Origin of the sequence: Aeromonas sp. 1805 (genome assembly GCF_013085525.1) — a bacterium.
Lineage (GTDB): Bacteria > Pseudomonadota > Gammaproteobacteria > Enterobacterales > Aeromonadaceae > Aeromonas > Aeromonas hydrophila.
In genome coordinates this window covers 1,551,677-1,573,434 of sequence record NZ_CP038515.1, presented here as the reverse complement: position 1 = coordinate 1,573,434, position 21,758 = coordinate 1,551,677, and the positions used below count along the sequence as shown (strand labels likewise).

The following is a 21,758-nucleotide window of genomic DNA, read 5'->3' as shown; positions in this document are numbered from 1 at the left end:
GACGTAAGACGTTAATTCGGTTGGATAATGGTTTGTTCAGGTCAAACGGCCACGGGGGCGCAAATCAGCTGGATCCCCCTGGCCTGGATCTGTTCTCTGGCCGCACTGGCCAGCCCCTCGTCGGTCACCAGGGTATGGATGCCGGACCAGGGCAGTTCGAGATTGGGGATCTTGCGGCCGATCTTCTCCGACTCCACCATGACGATGACCTCCCGCGACACCTCGGCCATGACCCGGGAGAGGCCCACCAGCTCGTTGAAGGTAGTGGTACCGCGTTCCGGATCGATGCCGTCGGCGCCGATGAACAGCTGGTCGAAGTCATAGGAGCGCAGCACCTGCTCTGCCACCTGACCCTGGAAGGATTCGGAGTGGGGATCCCAAGTGCCGCCGGTCATCAGCAGGGTGGGTTCGTTCTCCAGCTCGCGCAGGGCGCCGGCCACGTTGAGGGAGTTGGTCATCACGATGAGGCCGCGCTTGTTGCCCAGCATGGGGATCATGGCGCTGGTGGTGCTGCCGCTGTCGATGATGACGCGATTGTGATCACGGATCCGTTCGGCAGCCGCACGGGCGATCGCCAGCTTTCGTTTCGAAACTTGCTCGGGATTGATCTCCACCACCATCTCGGAGGGCAGGGGAACGGCACCGCCGTAACGGCGCAACAGCAGGCCACCGGTCTCCAGCACCGCCAGATCTTTGCGGATGGTCACTTCGGAGGTGGCGAAGTGTTTGGCCAGGGCATCGACGCTCACTTCACCCTGCTCCTGCACCAGGCTCACTATGGTGTGACGGCGCTGCTGAGTATTACGTTTGGTCATCTTTAAGTTTCGATTCGAAAGAATGGCGAAATATTAATACCTTTTTTGAAAAAATCAAACGGCAAATAGGATCCGATTTGGTTCGATGCCAGAATGGGGCAGCTGATTTGCGACGAGGATGCCATGCAAAAACGAACCATCTGGCTGGTGGAAGATGAAGCCAGCATCGCCGACACCCTGATCTATGCGCTGCAAACCGACGGTTTCGAGGTGGAGTGGTTTTCCCTCGGCCAGCCGCTGCTGGCACGACTGGAACAGACGCGCCCCGACTTTCTGATCCTGGATGTGGGGCTGCCGGACATCAGTGGTTTCGAGTTGTGCAAGCAGGTGCGGGCACTGTGCGACACTCCGCTGATGTTTCTCACCGCCCGCAGCGAGGAGATAGACCGGCTGATCGGACTGGAGATAGGGGCCGACGACTATGTGGCCAAGCCCTTCTCGCCACGGGAGGTGTGCGCCCGGGTGCGGGTCATCCTGCGCCGCAGCCAGCCGACCACGCCCCCACCGAGCCAGTTGCTGGCGCTGGACGAGGAGCGGGCCCGCATCAGCTTTCACGGCCAACCGCTGGCGCTCACCCGTTACGAATACCTGCTGCTCAAGACCCTGATGCAGGCGCCGGGCCGGGTCTACTCCCGCCAGCAGCTGATGGATCTGGTGTGGAGCGGGGCGGAGGAGAGCCTGGATCGCACCGTGGATACTCACATCAAGACCATCCGCGCCAAGCTGCGGGAGCGGGATCCCCACGCCAACCTGATCCTGACCCATCGCGGGCTCGGCTACAGCCTGGAGCTGGCATGAACAGAGGATGGCCTGACACCGGCCGGAGGACGCCATGAGGATCGGGCTGCAACTGCTGTGCGGGCTGGTGCTGATCTTCGCGCTGGCCGCCTGGTTCGTGCTGGAGATCTTCGTCGAGGAGATCAAACCCGGGGTGCGCAGCGCCACCGAAGATACCCTGGTGGACATGGCCCAGATGCTGGCCCCGCTGGCGCTGGATGACCTGCAGGAAGGCAAGATGGCGGATGGCCGGCTGGCCAGCGCCTTCGCCCGCCTCAACCAGAGCCCCATCAACGCTCTGATCGACGGCCACCTCAAGCAGCAGGCGGAGTACCGCATCTATGTGGTCGACCGCTGGGGCAAGGTGGTATACGACTCGGACGGGGTGGATCTGGGCAAGGACTATTCACGCTGGAACGACGTCTATCGCACCCTGCGCGGGGAATACGGCGCCCGCAGCACCCGCAGCGACCCCGACGATCCCGCCAGCTCGGTGATGCACGTGGCCGCACCGCTGCGGGAGGGGGACGACATCCTCGGCTCCCTCACCGTCGCCAAGCCCAACCGCACCCTGCTGCCCATGATAGAGCGCAGCGAACACCAGCTGCTGCAGGGGGCGGCTCTACTGCTGTTCATCTCGCTGCTGATCGGCGCCCTGCTGGTGTGGTGGCTCAACCGCGCCATCGGCAAGCTGGTGCACTACGCCGATGCGGTCAGCCAGGGTCAGCCCGCCAGCCTGCCGCGCCTCTACAGCCCGGAACTGGATCGGCTCGGCCGCTCCCTGGAAACCATGCGTCGCCAGCTGGACGGCAAGGCCTACATCGAAGCCTATGTACACAGCCTGACCCACGAGCTGAAGAGCCCGCTGGCCGCCATTCGCGGGGCAGGGGAGATCCTGGCCGAGGCACCACCACCCGAGGTGGCTACCCGTTTTATCGGCAACATCAATCTGGAGACGGCCCGCATGCAGCAGCTGATCGAGCGGATGCTGCAGCTGGCCAAACTGGAGTCGGGGCAGGGGCTGGACAGACAGGCCGTCGAGCCGGCCAGGCTGGGCAGACGAGTGCTCGATGCCCGCCAGATCCTGGCCCAGCGCCGTCAGGTGACGCTGGTGGCCGAACTCGGCGAGGCCCAGAAACAGAAGTGGGACTCGCTGCTGGTGGAGCAGGCGCTCGGCAACCTGCTGGACAACGCCCTCGACTTCTCCCCCATCGGGGGCACCCTGGCACTGAGCGGGGCCATGGAGGAGGGGGTTACTGCTTCCGGGTGCGGGATCAGGGGCCCGGCATTCCGGACTACGCCCTGCCGCGCATCTTCGAGCGCTTCTATTCGCTGCCCAGACCCGACAAGGGCAAGAGCAGCGGCCTCGGGCTCAGCTTCGCCACCGAGGTGGCGCGCCAGCACGGTGGCCGGTTGACCCTCGCCAACCAGCCTGACGGCGGGGTGCTGGCCGAGCTCTGGTTGCCGGCGGGCTGACACTTCACACTGGCCACATAAAGCGGCGTTATGCTGATGTTTTCCCAGCAAACTCAATGTGCTCAAGGAGACCCCATGTCCCGCCTTCTGTTATCCGGCCTGCTCGGCGCAGGCCTGCTGTTCTCGCTGCCGGCCAGCGCCGCCGCCGGCTGCTTTCTCTATGCCGACGGCAACGGCCAGACCCTCTCCAGCGAAGGAGATTGTTCAAGCCAGCTGCCACCCGCGTCCACCTTCAAGATCCCGCTGGCGCTGATGGGCTACGACAGCGGCTTTCTGGTGGACGAAGAGCACCCGGCATTACCTTTCAAGCCGGGTTACGACGACTGGCTGCCCGCCTGGCGGGAAACAACCACCCCGCGCCGCTGGGAAACCTACTCGGTGGTCTGGTTCTCCCAGCAGATCACCGAATGGCTGGGGATGGAGCGCTTCCAGCAGTACATCGACCGCTTTGACTACGGCAACCGGGATCTCTCCGGCAATCCTGGCAAGCACGACGGCCTGACCCAGGCCTGGCTCAGTTCCAGCCTTGCCATCAGTCCACAGGAGCAGGCCCGCTTCCTCGGCAAGATGGTGAGCGGCAAGCTGCCGGTGTCGGCGCAGACCCTGCAGTACACCGCCAACATCCTCAAGGTGAGCGAGATCGACGGCTGGCAGATCCACGGCAAGACCGGCATGGGCTACCCGAAGAAGCTGGATGGCAGCCTCAACCGGGAGCAGCAGATCGGCTGGTTCGTCGGCTGGGCCAGCAAGCCGGGCAAGCAGCTCATCTTCGTCCATACCGTGGTGCAGAAACCCGGCAAACAGTTCGCCTCGCTCAAGGCCAAGGAAGAGGTGCTGGCCGCCCTGCCTGCCAAACTGAAAACCCTGTGATACCCAGACCGGCGCAAGGCGCCGGTTTTTTTATCCCCCTTCACCCCCGCTTCACACAGCCCCATCTCCCCTTCACCCACGACCGCCACACTCGGCTCCATCAACAAGGAGACGTGTCATGGTCAAACAGATATTCAGCCACAAGATCTTTCTGCTGCTGTTGCTCAGCCTGCTGCTGATGGTGCCGGTGCAATCCATCATGGAGCTGAACCGGGAGCGCCAGGCCTATCGCAGCCAGGCCATCCACAGCATCATGGCCAGCAGCAGCGGCCCGCAGCGACTGCTGGGGCCGGTCGTGGTGCAGCCTTATACCCGCACCGTCACGGTGGAGCAGGATGGCAAGCGCTTCGAGCGCAAGCTGCAGCTCTACCGCTACCTGCTGCCGGAACAGCTGGACGTGCAGGCCAGCATGGAAGTGACCCCGCGCAAGCTCGGCATCTACCAGGCCCAGGTCTATCACACCCGGCTCTCCCTCTCCGGGCGACTGCCTGCCGAGCTGAACGGTAAGACCCTGATCAGCGGCGAACCGGATCTGGTCGTCGATGGGACCGATCCCGCCCTGGTGGCAGGCAAACCCTATCTGAGCCTGGTGCTGTCCGATGCCCGCGGCATCAACCGGGTGCCGGAACTGCAACTGGGGGAACAGCGCATCCCGTTTGCTCCCGGTGCCCTGCTGGGTGACGGGCTGGCCGGCATCCATGCACCGCTTGCCACCCTGCCGGGAGCAGACGGTGCCTTTCACATCGAGCTGGATCTGCAGGGGATGAACCAGCTGGAAGTGGTGCCAATCGGCCAGGACAGCAGGCTCAACCTCGCCAGCAACTGGCCCCACCCCAACTTCATCGGTGACTTTCTGCCGGGCAGCCGCACCCTTAACGCCAGCGGTTTCGAGGCCAGCTGGCAGAGCAGCTGGTTTGCCACCGACATGGAGAGCCGTTTCAACCGGATGATGAAAGGTGCCAGCGGCGATCTGCCGGCCTTCAGCGTCAGCCTGGTGCAGCCGGTGGATCACTACCAGCAGAACGAGCGGGCCGCCAAGTATGCGCTACTGTTCATCGGCCTCACCTTCCTCAGCTTCTTCATGTTCGAGCTGCTCAAGAGGCTGCGGGTGCACCCGATCCAGTACGCGCTGGTGGGCATGGGGCTGGCCATCTTCTATCTGGTGCTGCTGGCCCTGACCGAACATCTCGGCTTTGCCCGGGCCTATCTGATTGCCGCCCTGGCCAGCGTGGCCCTCAACGGCTTCTACCTCAGCCATGTGCTGGGCGGCCCCAAACAGGGGCTCGGCTTCGCGGCCCTGCTCGGGCTGGTCTACGCCGTCCTGTTCGGCTTGCTGCAGGCCGAGGAGATAGCCCTGCTGCTCGGCGCCCTGCTGCTGTTCGCCATCCTGGCGCTGGTCATGGTGCTGACCCGCAAGCTGGACTGGTATCGGGTGATGGGAAGTGCCCCCACGCCCCCCACCAGCGGGCAGGAGAACTGAAATGCAAACCGGCGCCATCAGGCGCCGGTTTGCATTTCATTGATCGGGCATCACTTCTTCTTGACCGGGCGAGCCCAGTTCTGGATGTGACGCTGGGGTACCCGGGTGATCACCAGCTCGTTCTCGGCCACATCCTTGGTGATGGTGGAACCGGCCCCCAGGGTCGCCCCCTTGCCGATGCGCACCGGCGCCACCAGCTGGGTATCGGAGCCGACGAAGACGTCATCCTCGATGATGGTCTGGAACTTGTTCACCCCGTCGTAGTTGCAGGTGATGGTACCGGCCCCGATGTTCACCTTGGCACCCACTTCGGCATCCCCCAGATAGGTCAGATGACCGCACTTGGAGCCAACTCCCAGCCGGGCCTTCTTCATCTCGACGAAGTTGCCGACGTGGGCATCCTGCTCCAGCACGGCGCCCGGGCGCAGCCGGGTAAAGGGACCGACCGAGCACTGATCGGCGATCTGTGCCCCTTCGATGACGGAGTAGGGTTTCACCTCGGTGTGGTCGCCGATCACGCAATCCTTCAGCACACTGCCGGCCCCGATGCGGACGTGGTTGCCCAGCACCACCTTGCCTTCGATGATGACGTTGACGTCGATCACCACCTCTTCCCCGATTTCCAGGGTGCCGCGCAGATCGAAGCGAGCCGGGTCGATCAGGGTGGCGCCGGCGATCATCAGCCGCTCGGCCTGCATTTTCTGGTAACTGCGCTCGAGCTGGGCCAGTTGAACCCGGTTGTTGGCCCCTTCCACTTCCATGGCGTCGTCCGGGTGGACTGCGGCGATGGGGCAGTTGTCGGCATGGGCCATGGCGATCACGTCAGTCAGATAGAACTCGCCCTGGGCATTCTTGTTGTCCAGACGCGACAGCCAGCTGCGCAGCTGGCCACCATTGGCCACCAGCACGCCGGTGTTTACTTCGCGGATCGCCAGCTGCTCGGCATTCGCATCCTTCTGCTCGACGATGCCGACTACCTGGCCGTTGCTGCGCACGATGCGGCCATAACCGGTCGGGTTGTCCAGCACCACGGTCAGCAGCGCCATGCCATCGCTTGCCTTGGCGGCCAGCAGCCGCTGCAGGGTTTCCGGCTGGATCAGCGGGGTATCGCCGTACAGCACCAGCACGTCGTCTTCGTCCTGCCAGAACGGGATGGCCTGGGCGACGGCGTGGCCGGTACCCAGTTGCTGGGCCTGCAGCACCCAGTTCAGGTCGGATGCCTGGATCCGCTCCTTCAGCAGTTCGGCACCGTGGCCATACACCAGATGCAGCTGCTCGGCACCGACCTTGCGGGCAGTCTCGATCACATGGGAAACCATCGGCTTGTTGGCGACCGGGTGCAGCACCTTGGGCAGGGAGGAGCGCATACGGGTACCTTTACCCGCAGCCAGGATCACGACGTTGAGAGACATAATTCGACCTTTGGAACATGAAGAAATACTCGGCGGAGTCTATCCAACGAGTAAAAAAAAAGCGACCCGCAGGTCGCTTTTTACCTCACCGTTATTAACGGTAATTCTTTTTGACGATATCGATGACCCGCAGTTGAGCCATCGCCTTGGCCAGCTCGGTAGCGGCCTGGGCGTAGTCGATATCACCATGGGAGCTGTGGATCCGCTCTTCCGCCGCGCGTTTGGCTTCCTGGGCTTTCGCCTCATCCAAATCGTCGGCACGAATCGCGGTGTCCGCCAGCACGGTCACGGCTTCGGGTTGTACTTCCAGCATGCCGCCGGAGATGTACAGCACCTCTTCAGTTCCATTCTGCTTCACCAAGCGGACCAGACCCGGCTTGATGGCAGTCAGCAACGGAGCATGACCGTGGCGGAGACCCAGCTCACCTTCGGAGCCTGATACCTGAGCGGACTGCACGCGACCGGAAAACAGTTTTCCTTCAGCGCTCACCACGTCCAGGTGAAAGGAGATCATCTCTGCCATGGGCCCTCCTATCGAGGCTTACAGTTTCTTGGCTTTCTCGACAACTTCGTCGATGCTGCCAACCATGTAAAACGCCTGCTCCGGCAGATCGTCGTACTCGCCTTTCAGGATGCCCTGGAAACCACGGATGGTCTCTTTCAGCGGCACGTATTTGCCCGGGGAACCGGTAAACACTTCTGCCACGAAGAACGGCTGGGACAGGAAACGCTCGATCTTACGGGCACGGGCTACGGTCAGTTTGTCTTCTTCTGACAGTTCATCCATACCCAGGATGGCGATGATGTCCTTCAGCTCTTTGTAGCGCTGCAGCACGGTCTGAACGCCACGAGCAGTCTCGTAGTGCTCCTTGCCAACCACCAGCGGATCCAGCTGACGGGAGGTGGAGTCCAGCGGGTCAACGGCCGGGTAGATACCCAGTGCCGCGATCTGACGGGACAGTACGACGGTCGCATCCAGGTGGGCGAAGGTGGTCGCCGGAGACGGGTCGGTCAAGTCATCCGCAGGCACGTAAACGGCCTGTACGGAGGTGATGGAACCAGTCTTGGTGGAGGTGATACGTTCCTGCAGAACACCCATCTCCTCGGCCAGGGTCGGCTGGTAGCCTACTGCGGAAGGCATACGGCCCAGCAGTGCGGATACTTCAGTACCGGCCAGGGTGTAACGGTAGATGTTGTCCACGAAGAACAGCACATCACGACCTTCGTCACGGAACTTCTCGGCCATGGTCAGACCGGTCAGCGCCACGCGCAGACGGTTTCCGGGCGGCTCGTTCATCTGACCGTAAACCAGAGATACTTTGTCCAGTACGTTGGACTCCATCATCTCGTGGTAGAAGTCGTTACCCTCACGGGTACGCTCACCTACACCGGCGAACACGGAGTAACCGCTGTGTTCGATCGCGATGTTACGGATCAGCTCCATCATGTTGACGGTCTTGCCTACACCGGCACCACCGAACAGACCAACCTTACCACCCTTGGCGAACGGGCATACCAGGTCGATAACCTTGATGCCGGTCTCCAGCAGGTCGTTGCTGTTGGACTGATCTTCGTAGCTGGGAGCTGCGCGGTGGATGGACCAACGCTCTTCTTCACCGATCGGACCTTTTTCGTCGATCGGATCGCCCAGTACGTTCATGATCCGACCCAGAGTCGATACACCGACCGGCACCTGGATGGATTTACCGCTATTCACTACTTCCAACCCACGACGCAGACCGTCGGAGGAGCCCATGGTGATGCAACGAACGACGCCGCCACCGATCTGTTGCTGAACTTCCAGCACCAGACCCTGGCCTTGACCTTCGCTGACAACCTTCAGTGCATCGTACACCTGGGGCACGGCATCTTGCGGGAACTCGATGTCCACCACAGCGCCGATGATTTGGACGATGAAACCGTTACTCATGTCAAATCCTCTAAACCTTTGATAACCCTTGCCTTACACCGCAGCAGCACCGGATACGATCTCTGTCAGTTCCTGGGTAATACTGGCCTGACGGGCCTTGTTGTATACCAGTTGCAGATCGTTAATCAGGTTACCGGCGTTGTCAGTCGCGGCTTGCATGGCAACCATTCGGGCTGCCTGTTCACTTGCCAAGTTTTCCACTACCCCCTGGTAGACCTGGGATTCGACGTAGCGAATCAGCAGGGTATCCAGCAGTTGCTTGGGATCCGGCTCATAGAGGTAATCCCAGTGGTGTTTCTTGGCAAGCTTGCTGTCTTCAGTTACGGGCAAAGGCAGCAGTTGATCGACTCGTGGTTGCTGAACCATGGTGTTGACGAACTTGTTGTACACCAGGTACAGCCTGTCAATCTCACCGTTGTCGTAAGCCTTCAGCATGACCTTGACTGAACCAATCAGGTCATTGACGCTCGGGTTATCGCCCAGTCCTGCGACATGAGCTTTCACCTTGGCGCCGTGCCGTTCAAAGAAGTTGGAGGCCTTGTTGCCGATCAGAGCCAGGTCAACCTTGGCTCCTTTCGCGCTCCATTGCTTCATATCATTGAGGGCAGCCTTGAACAGGTTGATGTTCAAACCGCCACACAGGCCACGGTCGGTGGAGACGACGATGTAACCCACTCGCTTGACCTCACGTTCGATGAGGTAGGGGTGCTTGTATTCCAAGTTCCCCTGAGCGATATGGCCGATCACCTTGCGCATGGTTTCAGCGTACGGACGGCTGGCAGACATGCGATCTTGCGCACGGCGCATCTTGCTTGCTGCCACCATTTCCATAGCGCCGGTGATCTTCTGAGTGTTTTTCACACTCCCGATCTTGTTACGTATCTCTTTTGCGCCGGCCATCTCTTACTCTCCATCAGGTGGCAGCTCGCGCTGCCACACACGCTTACCAGGTCTGGGTTGCCTTGAAGTCATCCAGCAACGCAGTCAGCTTGCCAACGATCGCGTCGTTGTAGTCGGCCTTGGCATTGATTTCAGCCATCAGCTCAGCATGCTGGGTATTGGCGTAAGAGAGCAGAGCGGCTTCGAAGTCGACGATCTTGTTCAGCTCGACATCGGAGAGATAGCCTTTTTCCGCGGCGAACAGCACCAGAGACTGGTGAGCCACGCTCAGCGGAGAGTACTGTTTCTGCTTCATCAGCTCGGTCACTTTCTGACCGTGGTCCAGCTGCTTGCGGGTTGCGTCGTCCAGATCGGAGGAGAACTGGGCGAATGCCGCCAGTTCGCGATACTGGGCCAGCGCGGTACGGATACCACCGGACAGCTTCTTGACGATCTTGGTCTGAGCAGCACCGCCCACACGGGATACGGAGATACCCGGGTCAACCGCCGGACGAATACCGGAGTTGAACAGCTGTGAGGTCAGGAAGATCTGACCATCGGTGATGGAGATCACGTTGGTCGGTACGAATGCAGATACGTCACCCGCCTGGGTTTCGATGATCGGCAGCGCGGTCAGGGAACCGGTCTGGCCTTTCACGGTACCATTGGTGAACTTCTCTACGTACTCGGCGTTGACGCGAGCGGCACGCTCCAGCAGACGGGAGTGCAGATAGAAAACGTCACCCGGGTAAGCTTCACGTCCTGGCGGACGGCGCAGCAGCAGGGAGATCTGGCGATAAGCTACGGCCTGCTTGGACAGGTCATCATAGATGATCAGCGCGTCTTCACCGCGGTCACGGAAGTACTCACCCATGGAGCAGCCGGCATACGGAGCCAGGTACTGCAGAGCGGCAGCTTCGGAAGCAGAGGCAACCACCACGATGGTGTTGGCCAGGGCGCCGTGCTCTTCCAGCTTGCGTACCACGTTGGCGATAGTGGAGGCCTTCTGGCCGATCGCAACGTAGACACACTTAATGCCGGAGTCTTTCTGGTTGATGATGGTGTCGATCGCGATGGCAGTCTTACCAACCTGACGGTCACCGATGATCAGCTCACGCTGGCCACGACCGATAGGGATCATGGCATCGATGGCTTTCAGACCGGTCTGGACCGGCTGGTCAACAGACTTACGCTCGATAACGCCCGGTGCAATCACTTCGATCGGCGAGAAGCCGTCGTTGTCGATTGGACCTTTCCCGTCGATCGGCTGACCCAGGGTGTTCAACACCCGGCCCAACAGACCACGACCGACCGGCACTTCCAGAATGCGGCCAGTCCCTTTTACTTTCATTCCTTCTGACAGACCGTCATAGGAACCCATGATCACCGCACCGACGGAGTCACGCTCCAGGTTCAATGCCAGAGCGTAGCGGTTGCCCGGCAGCTCGATCATCTCACCTTGCATGGCATCGGCCAGGCCGTGAATACGAATGATACCGTCGCTCACAGAGACGATGGTACCTTCGTTACGCGCTTCGCTCTTGATATCAAACTGCGCAATGCGCTGCTTGATCAGCTCGGCGATTTCAGTGGAATTCAGTTGCATGCTCTAATACCCCAATCAAGATTGCAGCGCGTCAGCCATGCGATCCAGCTTACCGCGGACTGTACCGTCGATAACCAGATCACCGGCCTTGATGAGCACCCCGGCCATCAAGGACGCATCCATGCTGCAATTCAGCTTCACTTTGCGCGCGAGACGTTGTTCCAGAGAAGCCTGAATATTGGCTTTCTGCTGGTCGGTCAGTTCGATCGCCGAAATCACGTCAGCCTGAACTTCTTTATCCAGTTCAGCCTTGAACGCGACGAATTCAGCAACGACCGCCGGCAGCACACCCAAGCGACCATTCTCAGCCATCACCCGGATCAGGTTCTGACCATGCTCGTCGAGTTGCTCACCGCAGATACCGACAAAGATACTTGCCAGTTCTTCAGCAGCCACAGAGCCGTTTACCAGGTTGTGGATGGTCTCGTTTTCCGCTACTTGTGCAGCGAAGCCGAGCATCCCCAGCCACTGGTCAACCGCCTTGTGCTCAACGGCAAACTCGAAAGCAGCCTTGGCGTAGGGGCGAGCGATTGTAGTCAGTTCAGACATAGCCCCGTTCCCGTTACAGTTCTGCTACCAGTTTGTCGACGATGTCGCTGTTGGCAGCCTGGTCGATTTGACGCGCCAGGATCTTCTCTGCACCAGCAATGGCAAGAGCAGCAACCTGCTTACGCAGTTCTTCTTTGGCACGATGACGTTCAGCTTCGATCTCGGCACGGCCCTGAGCCAGGATTTTTTCCCGCTCAGAGTGGGCACCGGCAGCAGCCTCATCAATGATCTGGGCTTTACGTTTGTTAGCCTGTTCAATGATTTCTGCAGCCTGGAGCTTGGCTTCTTTCAGCTGATCGGTGGCGTTGGCCTTGGCCAAATCCAGATCTTTCTTGGCACGCTCCGCGGAAGAGAGACCGTCAGCAATGGCTTTCTGACGGGCTTCGATGGCTGCCATCAGCGGCGGCCATACGTACTTCATGCAAAACACTACGAAGATGAAAAAAGCAATTGCTTGGCCGAGGAGGGTGGCGTTGATATTCACAGCCTATGTCCTCTTAGTTAGTTAATGGGTTATGTCCGGGAGTCGTTGAGACTTAGCCAGCAACCGCAAACATCACGTACAGACCCAGACCAACGGCGATCATCGGGATCGCATCCACCAGACCCATCACGATGAAGAACTGGGTACGCAGAACAGGGATCAGGTCAGGTTGACGAGCAGCGCCTTCCAGGAACTTGCCACCCAGGATACCGATACCGATGGACGCGCCGATAGCCGCCAGACCCATCATCATTGCAGCAGCGATGTACAGCAGGTCCATGTTCAAGTTTTCCATGAGGATCTCCATTTATTTAGATGTAATTGATTGTATAAAAAGGATTATTTGAGTTGCATCAACCATGGTCTTCTTGTGCCATCGACAGATAGACGATGGTCAGCACCATGAAGATAAACGCCTGCAAAGTGATGATCAGGATGTGGAAAATTGCCCAAGGCACGGACAGGATCCACTGTGACCACCAGGGTAGCAAACCCGCAATCAGGATAAAGATCAGTTCGCCAGCATACATGTTGCCGAACAGTCGAAGACCCAGAGAAACAGGTTTGGAAATCAGCGTAACAGTTTCCAGGATGAGGTTAACCGGGATGGCCGCCGGGTGGTTGAAAGGCTGAAGCGTCAGCTCCTTCACGAACCCGCCGATACCCTTGACCTTGATGCTGTAGTACAGGATCAAGAAGAACACGCCCAAAGCCATGGACATGGTGATGTTAACGTCAGCAGAGGGAACCACACGCAGATAGGGAACACCCATCAACTGTGCAGCGTGGGGGATAAAGTCAACGGGGATCAGATCCATCAGGTTCATCAGGAAGATCCACACGAACACCGTCAGGCCCAAAGGTGCGATGACCTTGTTACGACCGTGAAAGATGTCCTTGACGTTACCACTCACAAACTCGACCAGCATCTCCACAAAGCACTGCAGTTTGCCGGGCACACCGCTGGTAGCCTTGACGGCGACACGGCGGAACGACCAGATAAACAGAGCGCCTAGCAAGACGGAAAATATCATGGAATCGATATTCACCGTCCAGAACCCAGACCCGACTTGCAGATGGGTCAGATGGTGGGAGATATATCCCTGAGGAGTCAGGACTTCTCCGGTTGCAGACATGAGTTTTCCTAATAGTGGTTGTTAAGCGTGAATGAGACTATCCACTGTACAACGAGGGCGAGGATATAAGTGGCGAAGAACGAGACGGTATCGACCTCGATCCCGGCGCCAAACATCAGGGCGAAAAGTCCTGTTGTAGTAATGAGCTTAATCCCTGCCCCACCATAAAAGTCCCGCAGAACCAGGCCCACACTCTCCTTCGTCACCTTGCGGCGCAGAACCCAGAGCGTGAACAGGGCTTGAGGAACCCAGTACATGCCCCCCCGAAGAGGGAGGAGCGTCCGGCAAACGCACCGGTCTGGTAAAACCAGACGGTACTGATCGCCAGGATCAGGACGAGCTGACAAACGAGCATAGCCAAGGCCAGCGTTAAACCTTCCAAGGCTATTTTCTGCTTCACCAACCTACCCCTGAACATTACAGAACTGTAAAAAATCGGGATCCGAAGACCCCGCGTTTACAGCCCAAAAAGCCGGTCAAATTATACCCTTGAAGACAGCTATTGCAACATGGCAAAAATCCTTAATTTTTGCGGCTTTCCGCACAGAATTAAGGTTATGTTCATATCAAAAGGAATGGATGTTTTATTACTACAAAAAGCGTAAAAATCACGTTTCTGACAGGCCAAAATAGCCCAATACCCGGTCCAAATCCGCCAAGTTCTCGTAACTTATTACTAACTTACCGCTATCCTGTTTTCCCGGCTGAAGTTGTACCTGATTGCCAATTTTTTCTGAAATCTGGCGCTCGAGATAACCAAACTGGGGATCACGGACGGGCTCGACCTTGGCTTTTGCCGGTTCCAGCGCTTTTTGCACCAGCTTCTCGGTATCTCGCACTGTCAGCCCCTTCTGGGCCACCAGTTTCGCCAGTTCGGACTGGGCCTGGCCGCTCAGCGCCAGCAGGGCGCGAGCATGGCCCATGTCGAGGTCGCCGTGCTCGACGAAGCGCTTCACGTCGTCGTTGAGCTGATTGAGGCGCAGCAGATTGGTGACCGTGGTGCGGGACTTGCCCACTGCCTCGGCCACCTGCTGGTGGGTCAGTTCGAATTCGGTCAGCAGCCGCTGCAGGGCGACCGCCTCTTCGATGGCATTGAGATCCTCGCGCTGGATGTTCTCAATCAGCGCGATGGCGACGGCCGCCTCGTCAGGCACGTCCTTGACCAGGCAGGGCACCACCTCGAGGCGGGCCAGCTGGGAGGCACGCCAGCGCCGCTCACCGGCGATGATTTCGAAGGAGTGCTCGCCGAGCGGACGCACCACGATGGGCTGGATCACCCCCTGGGCACGAATGGAGTTGGCCAAGTCTTCCAGCGCATCCTGCGACATATCCTTGCGCGGCTGGTACTTGCCGGATTGCAGCCACTCCACCGGCAGCTTGCGCAGCTCGCCCTGGTTGGTCGGGGCCATAGCCTGTTCGGTGCGCTGGTCGCTCATCACCTGTTTCTGGCGCGCGGCCGTGCTGGTGCTGAGCAGAGCGTCCAGCCCCTTGCCCAGCCCGCGTTTTTTCGGCGTCATATGCTCTCTCGGTCTGCGATGGTCACCTGACGTTCCTGCTCCTGACGGCGCAGGATCTCGCCAGCCAGAGCCAGATAGGCCTTGGCGCCCACCGATGATTTGTCATAGTGCATGGCCGGCGCACCGAAGCTCGGCGCCTCAGCCAGTCTTACGTTGCGGGGAATGATGGTGCGATAGACCTTGTCCCCGAAGTGCTGTTTAAGCTGATCGGACACATCATTGGCCAGCCGGTTGCGGTGATCGAACATGGTGCGCAGCACCCCCTCGATCTTCAGCTCCGGGTTGACCACGGCTGCCAGCTTGCTGATGGTGTCGACCAGGGCGGTAAGCCCTTCCAGCGCATAGTATTCGCACTGCATGGGCACCAGCACGGAATCGGCGGCGGCCATGGCGTTGACGGTCAGCATGTTGAGAGAAGGCGGGCAGTCGATGAAGACGTAGTCGTATTTGTCCCGTACCGAGGCCAGCGCATTGCGCAGGCGGATCTCGCGGGCGAAGAATTCCATCAGCCGGATTTCGGCTGCGGTCACGTCGGCGTTGGCGGCGATCAGGTGATAGCCCCCGGAGGTTTCGGGGATGATCACCTCACCGATGGGGGCGTCCTCGATCAGCAGCTCATAGGCGGTGCGCTCGACGTCGTACTTGTCGACACCGCTGCCCATGGTGGCATTGCCCTGCGGATCCAGATCGATCACCAGCACCTTGCGGCGGGTAGCGGCCATGGAGGCGGCCAAGTTCACACAGGTGGTGGTTTTACCCACTCCACCCTTCTGGTTGGCTATGGCGATGACTTTTCCCACACTGTCCCCTAAATGAAACTGCGACCCTATTCGGGCTGGATATGTTTGAATTCCAGCAGATGACGTTCGCCTTCCAGCTCCGGTACCACCAGTTGATGGGAGGCGACCAGATGGATGTTGGCGGGCAACTGGGCCAGCTCCTGCTCGGGGAATTGTCCCTTGAGCGCCAGGAAGCTGCCCTGGGCCGACGGCAGATGGTGGCACCAGTTCAGCATGTCTTCCAGCGAGGCGAATGCCCGGCTCAGCACGCCGTCAAATCCGACCTCGGGCTGATACTCCTCGACCCTGGATTTGACCGGCGTCACGTTGGTCAAGCCCAGCTCCAGGATCACCTGGCGGATGAAGTTGATCCGCTTGCCCAGGCTGTCCAGCAGCACGAATTGCTTGTCCGGGTTGATGATCGCCAGCGGCAGGCCGGGCAGGCCCGGGCCGGTGCCCACATCGATGAAGCGCTCACCGTGCAGGTGCTGGCTCACCACCAGGCTGTCGAGGATATGCTTGACCAGCATGGCGTCCGGATCTCGTACCGAGGTGAGATTGTAAGCCTTGTTCCACTTGTGCAGCAACTCGACAAGCTGAACCAACTGGGTCTTTTGGGTATCGGTGATAACAATTCCGGCCTGCATGAGCAGGCCGTTCAATCTTTCCAGCATGTTTTGCAACGGTAGGATCCTCAGGCGGTTTTACGCAGCAGGCCGTGTTTTTTCAGATGAACCAGCAGGATGGAGATGGCCGCCGGGGTGATGCCTGAGATGCGGGACGCCTGACCTATGGTCTGCGGCTTGGCATCGTTGAGCTTGGCGATCACCTCGTTGGAGAGGCCGTTGACGTCGCGGTAGTTCATGTCCAGCGGCAACAGGGTGTTCTCGTTGCGCAGCTGCTTCTCCACTTCGTCGTGCTGGCGTTCGATGTAGCCGGCGTACTTGATCTGGATCTCCACCTGATCGGCAGCGGCCGTATCGGGCAGGGCCGGACCGACCCCCTCGATGGCCATCAGGGCCTCATAGGTCACCTCGGGGCGACGCAGCAGCTCTTCCAGGCTCTGCTCGCGGGTCAACGGGGTGTTGACCAGGGCATTGACGGCTTCCAGCGACGGATGCTGCGGGTGGATCCAGGTCGAGCGCATGCGCTGACGCTCCTGCTCCACCTGCTCCATCTTGGCGTTGAACTTGCCCCAGCGCTCGTCGTCCACCAGACCCAGTTCACGACCGATGCCGGTCAGACGCAGGTCGGCGTTGTCTTCGCGCAGCAGCAGGCGATATTCGGCGCGGCTGGTGAACATGCGGTAAGGCTCGCGAGTCCCCAGGGTGGAGAGATCGTCCATCATCACGCCGATGTAGGCCTGATCCCGGCGCGGATGCCAGGCATCTTTCTCCTGCGCCCGCAGACCGGCGTTCAGACCGGCCAGCAGACCCTGGGCGGCCGCCTCTTCATAGCCGGTGGTGCCATTGATCTGGCCGGCGAAGAACAGGTTTGGAATGCACTTGCTCTCCATGTTGGCCTTGAGATCCCGCGGATCGAAGAAGTCGTATTCGATGGCGTAGCCGGGACGGGTTATGTGAGCATTCTCGAAGCCGCGTACGGAACGGACGATCTGCACCTGCACGTCAAACGGCAGGCTGGTGGAGATCCCGTTCGGGTAGAGTTCGTGGGTGGTCAGGCCTTCCGGCTCGACGAAGATCTGGTGCGCCGTCTTGTCGGCAAAACGGGTGATCTTGTCCTCGATCGACGGGCAGTAACGCGGCCCAATCCCCTCGATCACCCCGGCGTACATGGGGCTGCGATCCAGGTTGTTGCGGATCACCTCGTGGGTGCGCTCGTTGGTATGGGTAACGTAGCAGGGCACCTGACGCGGGTGCTGGCTGGCGTCGCCGATGAAGGAGAAGACCGGGCGCGGATCGTCGCCGTACTGGGCCTGCATCACCGATAAATCGACGCTGCGGGCATCGATGCGCGGCGGTGTGCCGGTCTTGAGACGATCGATGCGCAGCGGCAGTTCACGTAGGCGCTGGGCGAGGGCGATCGAGGGAGGATCCCCGGCGCGGCCGCCCTTGTAGTTCTCCATCCCAATGTGGATCAGGCCGTTCAGGAAGGTGCCGACGGTCAGTACTACCGTCTTGCCACTGATGCGTATCCCGCTCTGGGTGACCACGCCGGCAACCCGATCCCCGTCCATGATCAGATCGTCACAGGCCTGCTGGAAGATCTTCAGGTTGGGGTAGTTCTCCAGCATCTGGCGTACGACGGCCTTGTACAGCAGGCGATCCGCCTGGGCACGAGTGGCGCGCACTGCCGGTCCTTTGGAGGAGTTGAGGGTGCGGAACTGGATCCCGCCAAGATCGATGGCGCGCGCCATGATCCCGCCGAGAGCATCTACTTCCTTGACCAGGTGTCCCTTGCCGATCCCGCCGATCGCCGGATTACAGGACATGTGTCCCAGCGTATCGATATTGTGGGTCAGCAACAGGGTATTCAGCCCCATCCGGGCTGCCGCTGTTGCTGCTTCGGTTCCTGCATGACCGCCGCCAACGACGATCACATCAAATTGTTCATGGTATTGCATTGGGGATCACCTTGATCTGCACGCCTGAAGATCTTTATTTGCCTGGGCTGAAGGGCGGAACATTCTATCTGTTTCACGCCCTGAGGGGAACGTCTACTTAGCGTTCAGTATGGAGGGAGGATCCACTAAATAGATCTTAAGGATCTTTAGATCGATCTTTTATTGGATCTTTTATTAGGATCCGCCACTTCTGTTGATAAGCACTTTTTGATCATAAAGATCATCGTGTTAAAGACGATCCCAGGTTGTGGAAAAGCTTGGATCCTGGCCCGGTGAACTGGGGGATAACAAGGGTTTTTATACACAGAGGCTTGCCGCTCTGGATCTAATACATGGATAACTATAGGTTTTACAGAGTTTCACACCATAGTTATACACATTTTTCGGCGGCGTTGTGGGTAACGGCGTAGAACAACTTATCCGGATCCATCTGTTAATAACCTGGTGGATAGCGATCTGGGGATAAGCGGGGAGATCAAGGCCTTTTTTGCCGGATCTCCCGCTTCCATTCAGGCGATCAATGCCAACCAGTCCCGGATCCAGCCTTCTGCGGCATCTTCCGGGATCTCGTGCTGGGTCACGTCGATGTCCAGACGATCTCCAATCCGGCTGGCGCCGCACTCGGCCAACAGTCGATCCAGCGTCTTGCCGCCCTGGCAAAAGGTGTCATAACTGCTGTCACCCAGCGCGATCACGCCATATTTCAATGCCTTAAGATCCGGATGCTGCTCGGCAAGATCCTTGGCGAAGGGCTGCAGGTTGTCCGGCACATCGCCAGCGCCGTGGGTCGAGGTGACCACCAGCAGTATGGCTTCGGGCTCGGCGAGCACCTCGGCCAGGCTGGCCGGATTGTGGATCTCGGCCTGATGGCCTGCCTGTTCCAGCAAGCTGGCGACGTGGTCTGCGACATATTCGGCGGCTCCCAGCATGGAACCGACGACGAGATTGAGTTTGGCCATGGAATGGATCCTGATTTCTGACGAAGCGAGGGAAAGCCGGATTCTACCGCCAAAGGGTGTGGATAAATATGGATAAAGCTTGGGGATAATGGATCCTCGGTGCTTTTTGCCCATCAATGGGGATCCCCGACGCTCCGTTGACGCCTTCTTGTCGACTGGCAGAAAAAGATCTGTTCCCCCTCTTCATATGCTGCTCAATCGAAGCCTTGATACGTTAAGTAACAATGCAGATGCAAATGATTAGCAATTATTGAATCGATTCGATCATGGCTCCTGTAGTAGCATGACGCTGCTTTATTCGCCTGAGGAACCGGGCCGACCGGCATGACCGGGCACCAATAATAAGAAACCAGAAACAACTCATTGATATTTGAGACACTTATATGATTGCGCAAAAAAACACCCCAATCGCAGCGATGCGAAAGAGAGGGGCACAGCATCTGCTGCCGCTCTCCTGCCTGCTGGCAAGCCTGCCAGTGCTGGCTGAACAACCGAAAGAACTGCCCAAGGCCAGCGAAACCATGGTGGTCACCGGCACCGCCATGAAGGTGGAAGTGCCCATGGCCGAGACGCCTCGCGCCGTCTCAGTGGTCAACCGCGAGGATCTGGATCAGCACGCCGTGCAGCAGCTTGACGAGTCCCTGCGCTACCGCTCCGGCGTGCTGACCGGCCTCTATGGCTCCGACAACAATACCGACTGGTTCAAGGTGCGTGGCTTCGATGCCGCCTCCTATCTGGACGGCAACCGCCTGTTCGGCACCGGTTACTATGTCTGGACGCCGGAGCCGTTCGGCCTGGAGAGCGTGGAAGTGCTGAAAGGGCCGGCCTCGATCCTCTACGGCGAGGCGCCTCCCGGTGGCGTGATCAATGCCATCAGCAAGCGGCCGACCGCCACCCCGCAGGGGCTGCTGGATCTGCAGCTCGGCAGCCGGGATCACCGCCAGATCGGGGTGGATGTCTCCGATGCGCTGACCGACAACAGCCGCTACCGCATGGTTGCTCTTTATAAGGAGCGTGATGGCGTGCTGGACGGCACCTACAACGATCGCGTCTATCTGGCGCCGAGCGTGACCTTCGATCTCTCGGATCGCACCAGCTTGACCCTGCTGGCCAGCTTCCTGCACGACGAAGGTGTGCCGACCAACGGCTTCTTCCCGGTTTACGGCACTCTCAATACCAGCGGTGGCCAGATCGATCCCAGCACCAACCTGAGCCAGCCGGATTACGATCGCAACCGCAACACCCAGATCTCCACCGGTTACGAGCTGGCCCACCAGCTCAACCAGACCTGGGAGTTCAAGCAGAACGTCCGCTTCAACTACAACGATCTGCTGCTGCGCCAGACCTATATCTTCCCGACCTATGAAGGCACCACCGCCTTCCGCGGCCTGGTCTATCGCGATGGCTCCACCAAGAGCGCCACCATGGACAACCAGATGGTGGGTTACTGGAACACCGACAGCACCGAACAGACCCTGCTGCTGGGGGTAGATCTGCAGCGCCATGTCAATGAAGGCCAGGAAGCCGACAACTACGGCATGGGCTCCATCAATACCATGAACCCGGATTACAGCGGCTTCCCCGGTTTTGATGAATCCACCGCCACCCACCAGAAGAGCACCAAGGGCCAGAGCGGCCTCTACGCCCAGCACCAGATCCGCTGGGACGATCGCTGGTTGCTGACCGGCGGCGGTCGCTTCGACTACGTGGAGACCCACAACATCAGCGAAGCCAAGGGCAAGAACGAGAAGCAGTATGATCACGAGCTCTCCCTCTCCGGCAGCCTGATGTACCTGGCCGACAACGGTCTCTCTCCTTATATTGCCTATGCCGAGTCGTTCGAGGTGCTGCCGGGGATCGACCCCAACACCAGCCAATCCTACAAGCCGCTCAAGGGCACCCTGTACGAGACCGGCGTCAAGTACGCGCCGAGCTTCCTCGATGGCTACATCAACCTGGCCCTGTTCGATCTGGAGCAGACCAACTCGCTGGTCTCCACCGGTTCCGGCCAGCAGACCCAGGCAGGTGAAGTGACCTCCCAGGGCGTCGAGCTGGAAGGGAGCGTGCAGGCCACCGAGGCGCTGCGCCTGACTGCCGCCTACACCTATACCGATGCCAAGACCAACGACACCGGCAAGGGCGATCGCCGTGCCAGTCTGATCCCGCGCCACCAGGCCTCCTTCTGGGGCAACTACAAGGTGCAGCAGGGTCCGGTCTCCGGTCTGGAGCTGGGTAGCGGCGTGCGCTATGTCGGCTCCAGCGTTGGCATCGGTGCCGTGAATGCGGACTACACCCCCATCTATGGCTCGGCCGAGGTGCCGGCCCATACCGTGTGGGATGCGATGATCGGGTATGACTTTGCCAAGAACTGGCGGGCGCAGCTCAACGTCAACAACCTGCTGGGTGATACCTACGTGGCCAGCTGCGACTACTACTGCTACTACGGCGAGCCGCGCAGCGTAGTGGGCAGCATCAACTACCGCTGGTAATCGAAGTGGGGCGGGA

Annotated in this window: 19 protein-coding genes and 2 pseudogenes; 5 read left to right on the top strand and 16 right to left on the bottom strand. The window is 59.5% G+C overall.

Translation table 11 applies throughout. The features are described 5' to 3' along the window. Positions 1-41: 41 nt before the first annotated feature. Complete coding sequence (locus E5E96_RS07465; RefSeq protein WP_060390930.1) at positions 42-815, bottom strand: DeoR/GlpR family DNA-binding transcription regulator; 774 nt, start codon at positions 813-815, stop codon at positions 42-44. Positions 816-938: 123 nt separating this feature from the next. Between E5E96_RS07465 and blrA the strand changes: the two genes are divergently transcribed. From blrA to creD, 4 genes and pseudogenes are all read left to right on the top strand, one after another. Next, positions 939-1,613: a beta-lactam response regulator transcription factor BlrA gene (gene blrA, locus E5E96_RS07460; RefSeq protein WP_077096349.1), complete on the top strand. Its 675-nt coding sequence runs from the start codon at positions 939-941 to the stop codon at positions 1,611-1,613. Between the two features lie 34 nt (positions 1,614-1,647). Then, positions 1,648-3,068: pseudogene (blrB, locus tag E5E96_RS07455) on the top strand (beta-lactam sensor histidine kinase BlrB). A gap of 75 nt (positions 3,069-3,143) precedes the next feature. After that, positions 3,144-3,938 (top strand): OXA-12 family class D beta-lactamase, encoded by a 795-nt coding sequence (gene blaOXA / locus E5E96_RS07450; protein ID WP_171281849.1) that lies wholly within the window; start codon positions 3,144-3,146, stop codon positions 3,936-3,938. A 118-nt stretch (positions 3,939-4,056) separates the two neighbouring features. Continuing rightward, entirely contained in the window at positions 4,057-5,418 is a 1,362-nt protein-coding gene (gene creD / locus E5E96_RS07445) for a cell envelope integrity protein CreD (RefSeq protein WP_171281848.1), read from the top strand. A 50-nt stretch (positions 5,419-5,468) separates the two neighbouring features. Here the strand turns inward: creD and glmU are convergent, their stop codons facing one another. The 15 genes and pseudogenes from glmU to mioC form a co-directional block, all read right to left on the bottom strand. Next, positions 5,469-6,830 carry a bifunctional UDP-N-acetylglucosamine diphosphorylase/glucosamine-1-phosphate N-acetyltransferase GlmU gene (glmU, locus tag E5E96_RS07440; protein ID WP_029305119.1) on the bottom strand — a complete coding sequence of 454 codons (1,362 nt, stop codon included), beginning with the start codon at positions 6,828-6,830 and terminating at the stop codon, positions 5,469-5,471. Positions 6,831-6,924: 94 nt separating this feature from the next. Then, complete coding sequence (locus E5E96_RS07435) at positions 6,925-7,353, bottom strand: F0F1 ATP synthase subunit epsilon (protein ID WP_005307217.1); 429 nt, start codon at positions 7,351-7,353, stop codon at positions 6,925-6,927. Positions 7,354-7,371: 18 nt separating this feature from the next. After that, positions 7,372-8,760, bottom strand: coding sequence for a F0F1 ATP synthase subunit beta (gene atpD / locus E5E96_RS07430; RefSeq protein ID WP_005307215.1), 1,389 nt, complete (start codon positions 8,758-8,760; stop codon positions 7,372-7,374). A 33-nt stretch (positions 8,761-8,793) separates the two neighbouring features. Next, positions 8,794-9,660, bottom strand: coding sequence for a F0F1 ATP synthase subunit gamma (atpG, locus tag E5E96_RS07425; protein ID WP_011707909.1), 867 nt, complete (start codon positions 9,658-9,660; stop codon positions 8,794-8,796). A gap of 43 nt (positions 9,661-9,703) precedes the next feature. Then, positions 9,704-11,245 carry a F0F1 ATP synthase subunit alpha gene (gene atpA, locus E5E96_RS07420; protein ID WP_171281847.1) on the bottom strand — a complete coding sequence of 514 codons (1,542 nt, stop codon included), beginning with the start codon at positions 11,243-11,245 and terminating at the stop codon, positions 9,704-9,706. Between the two features lie 15 nt (positions 11,246-11,260). After that, on the bottom strand, positions 11,261-11,794 hold the full coding sequence (gene atpH, locus E5E96_RS07415; protein WP_011707911.1) for a F0F1 ATP synthase subunit delta: 534 nt from the start codon (positions 11,792-11,794) through the stop codon (positions 11,261-11,263). Positions 11,795-11,807: 13 nt separating this feature from the next. Next, positions 11,808-12,278 carry a F0F1 ATP synthase subunit B gene (gene atpF, locus E5E96_RS07410; protein WP_011707912.1) on the bottom strand — a complete coding sequence of 157 codons (471 nt, stop codon included), beginning with the start codon at positions 12,276-12,278 and terminating at the stop codon, positions 11,808-11,810. Between the two features lie 52 nt (positions 12,279-12,330). Beyond that, positions 12,331-12,573, bottom strand: coding sequence for a F0F1 ATP synthase subunit C (gene atpE / locus E5E96_RS07405; RefSeq protein ID WP_005307205.1), 243 nt, complete (start codon positions 12,571-12,573; stop codon positions 12,331-12,333). A 58-nt stretch (positions 12,574-12,631) separates the two neighbouring features. Next, positions 12,632-13,414, bottom strand: a complete 783-nt coding sequence (gene atpB, locus E5E96_RS07400; RefSeq protein ID WP_011707913.1) for a F0F1 ATP synthase subunit A — start codon at positions 13,412-13,414, stop codon at positions 12,632-12,634. Positions 13,415-13,422: 8 nt separating this feature from the next. Next, positions 13,423-13,832: pseudogene (locus tag E5E96_RS07395) on the bottom strand (ATP synthase subunit I). A 190-nt stretch (positions 13,833-14,022) separates the two neighbouring features. After that, the gene (locus E5E96_RS07390; RefSeq protein WP_011707915.1) at positions 14,023-14,931 is read right to left on the bottom strand and encodes a ParB/RepB/Spo0J family partition protein; all 909 of its coding nucleotides are present in this window, start codon (positions 14,929-14,931) and stop codon (positions 14,023-14,025) included. Further along, on the bottom strand, positions 14,928-15,731 hold the full coding sequence (locus E5E96_RS07385) for a ParA family protein (RefSeq protein WP_011707916.1): 804 nt from the start codon (positions 15,729-15,731) through the stop codon (positions 14,928-14,930). Before E5E96_RS07385 ends, E5E96_RS07390 begins: the two co-directional genes overlap by 4 nt. 26 nt (positions 15,732-15,757) lie before the next feature. Then, positions 15,758-16,384 carry a 16S rRNA (guanine(527)-N(7))-methyltransferase RsmG gene (gene rsmG / locus E5E96_RS07380; protein ID WP_024946269.1) on the bottom strand — a complete coding sequence of 209 codons (627 nt, stop codon included), beginning with the start codon at positions 16,382-16,384 and terminating at the stop codon, positions 15,758-15,760. Between the two features lie 20 nt (positions 16,385-16,404). Then, positions 16,405-18,294, bottom strand: a complete 1,890-nt coding sequence (gene mnmG, locus E5E96_RS07375; protein ID WP_016352399.1) for a tRNA uridine-5-carboxymethylaminomethyl(34) synthesis enzyme MnmG — start codon at positions 18,292-18,294, stop codon at positions 16,405-16,407. A gap of 509 nt (positions 18,295-18,803) precedes the next feature. Further along, positions 18,804-19,253, bottom strand: a complete 450-nt coding sequence (gene mioC, locus E5E96_RS07370) for an FMN-binding protein MioC (protein WP_043126228.1) — start codon at positions 19,251-19,253, stop codon at positions 18,804-18,806. A gap of 383 nt (positions 19,254-19,636) precedes the next feature. On the opposite strand from mioC, the gene E5E96_RS07365 reads away from it, so the two are divergent. Beyond that, positions 19,637-21,742: a TonB-dependent siderophore receptor gene (locus E5E96_RS07365; protein ID WP_171281846.1), complete on the top strand. Its 2,106-nt coding sequence runs from the start codon at positions 19,637-19,639 to the stop codon at positions 21,740-21,742. The last annotated feature ends 16 nt before the right edge of the window (positions 21,743-21,758 follow it).

What these genes read in the sequence shown, in the direction of transcription:
- E5E96_RS07390 (WP_011707915.1), bottom strand. Translation starts at nt 14,931, where the DNA reads ATGACGCCGAAAAAACGCGGGCTGGGCAAGGGGCTGGACGCTCTGCTC.
- E5E96_RS07435 (WP_005307217.1), bottom strand. Translation starts at nt 7,353, where the DNA reads ATGGCAGAGATGATCTCCTTTCACCTGGACGTGGTGAGCGCTGAAGGA.
- glmU (WP_029305119.1), bottom strand. Translation starts at nt 6,830, where the DNA reads ATGTCTCTCAACGTCGTGATCCTGGCTGCGGGTAAAGGTACCCGTATG.
- mioC (WP_043126228.1), bottom strand. Translation starts at nt 19,253, where the DNA reads ATGGCCAAACTCAATCTCGTCGTCGGTTCCATGCTGGGAGCCGCCGAA.
- atpH (WP_011707911.1), bottom strand. Translation starts at nt 11,794, where the DNA reads ATGTCTGAACTGACTACAATCGCTCGCCCCTACGCCAAGGCTGCTTTC.
- rsmG (WP_024946269.1), bottom strand. Translation starts at nt 16,384, where the DNA reads ATGCTGGAAAGATTGAACGGCCTGCTCATGCAGGCCGGAATTGTTATC.
- atpA (WP_171281847.1), bottom strand. Translation starts at nt 11,245, where the DNA reads ATGCAACTGAATTCCACTGAAATCGCCGAGCTGATCAAGCAGCGCATT.
- atpG (WP_011707909.1), bottom strand. Translation starts at nt 9,660, where the DNA reads ATGGCCGGCGCAAAAGAGATACGTAACAAGATCGGGAGTGTGAAAAAC.
- creD (WP_171281848.1), top strand. Translation starts at nt 4,057, where the DNA reads ATGGTCAAACAGATATTCAGCCACAAGATCTTTCTGCTGCTGTTGCTC.
- mnmG (WP_016352399.1), bottom strand. Translation starts at nt 18,294, where the DNA reads ATGCAATACCATGAACAATTTGATGTGATCGTCGTTGGCGGCGGTCAT.
- E5E96_RS07365 (WP_171281846.1), top strand. Translation starts at nt 19,637, where the DNA reads ATGATTGCGCAAAAAAACACCCCAATCGCAGCGATGCGAAAGAGAGGG.
- blaOXA (WP_171281849.1), top strand. Translation starts at nt 3,144, where the DNA reads ATGTCCCGCCTTCTGTTATCCGGCCTGCTCGGCGCAGGCCTGCTGTTC.
- E5E96_RS07465 (WP_060390930.1), bottom strand. Translation starts at nt 815, where the DNA reads ATGACCAAACGTAATACTCAGCAGCGCCGTCACACCATAGTGAGCCTG.
- blrA (WP_077096349.1), top strand. Translation starts at nt 939, where the DNA reads ATGCAAAAACGAACCATCTGGCTGGTGGAAGATGAAGCCAGCATCGCC.
- atpE (WP_005307205.1), bottom strand. Translation starts at nt 12,573, where the DNA reads ATGGAAAACTTGAACATGGACCTGCTGTACATCGCTGCTGCAATGATG.
- atpD (WP_005307215.1), bottom strand. Translation starts at nt 8,760, where the DNA reads ATGAGTAACGGTTTCATCGTCCAAATCATCGGCGCTGTGGTGGACATC.
- atpB (WP_011707913.1), bottom strand. Translation starts at nt 13,414, where the DNA reads ATGTCTGCAACCGGAGAAGTCCTGACTCCTCAGGGATATATCTCCCAC.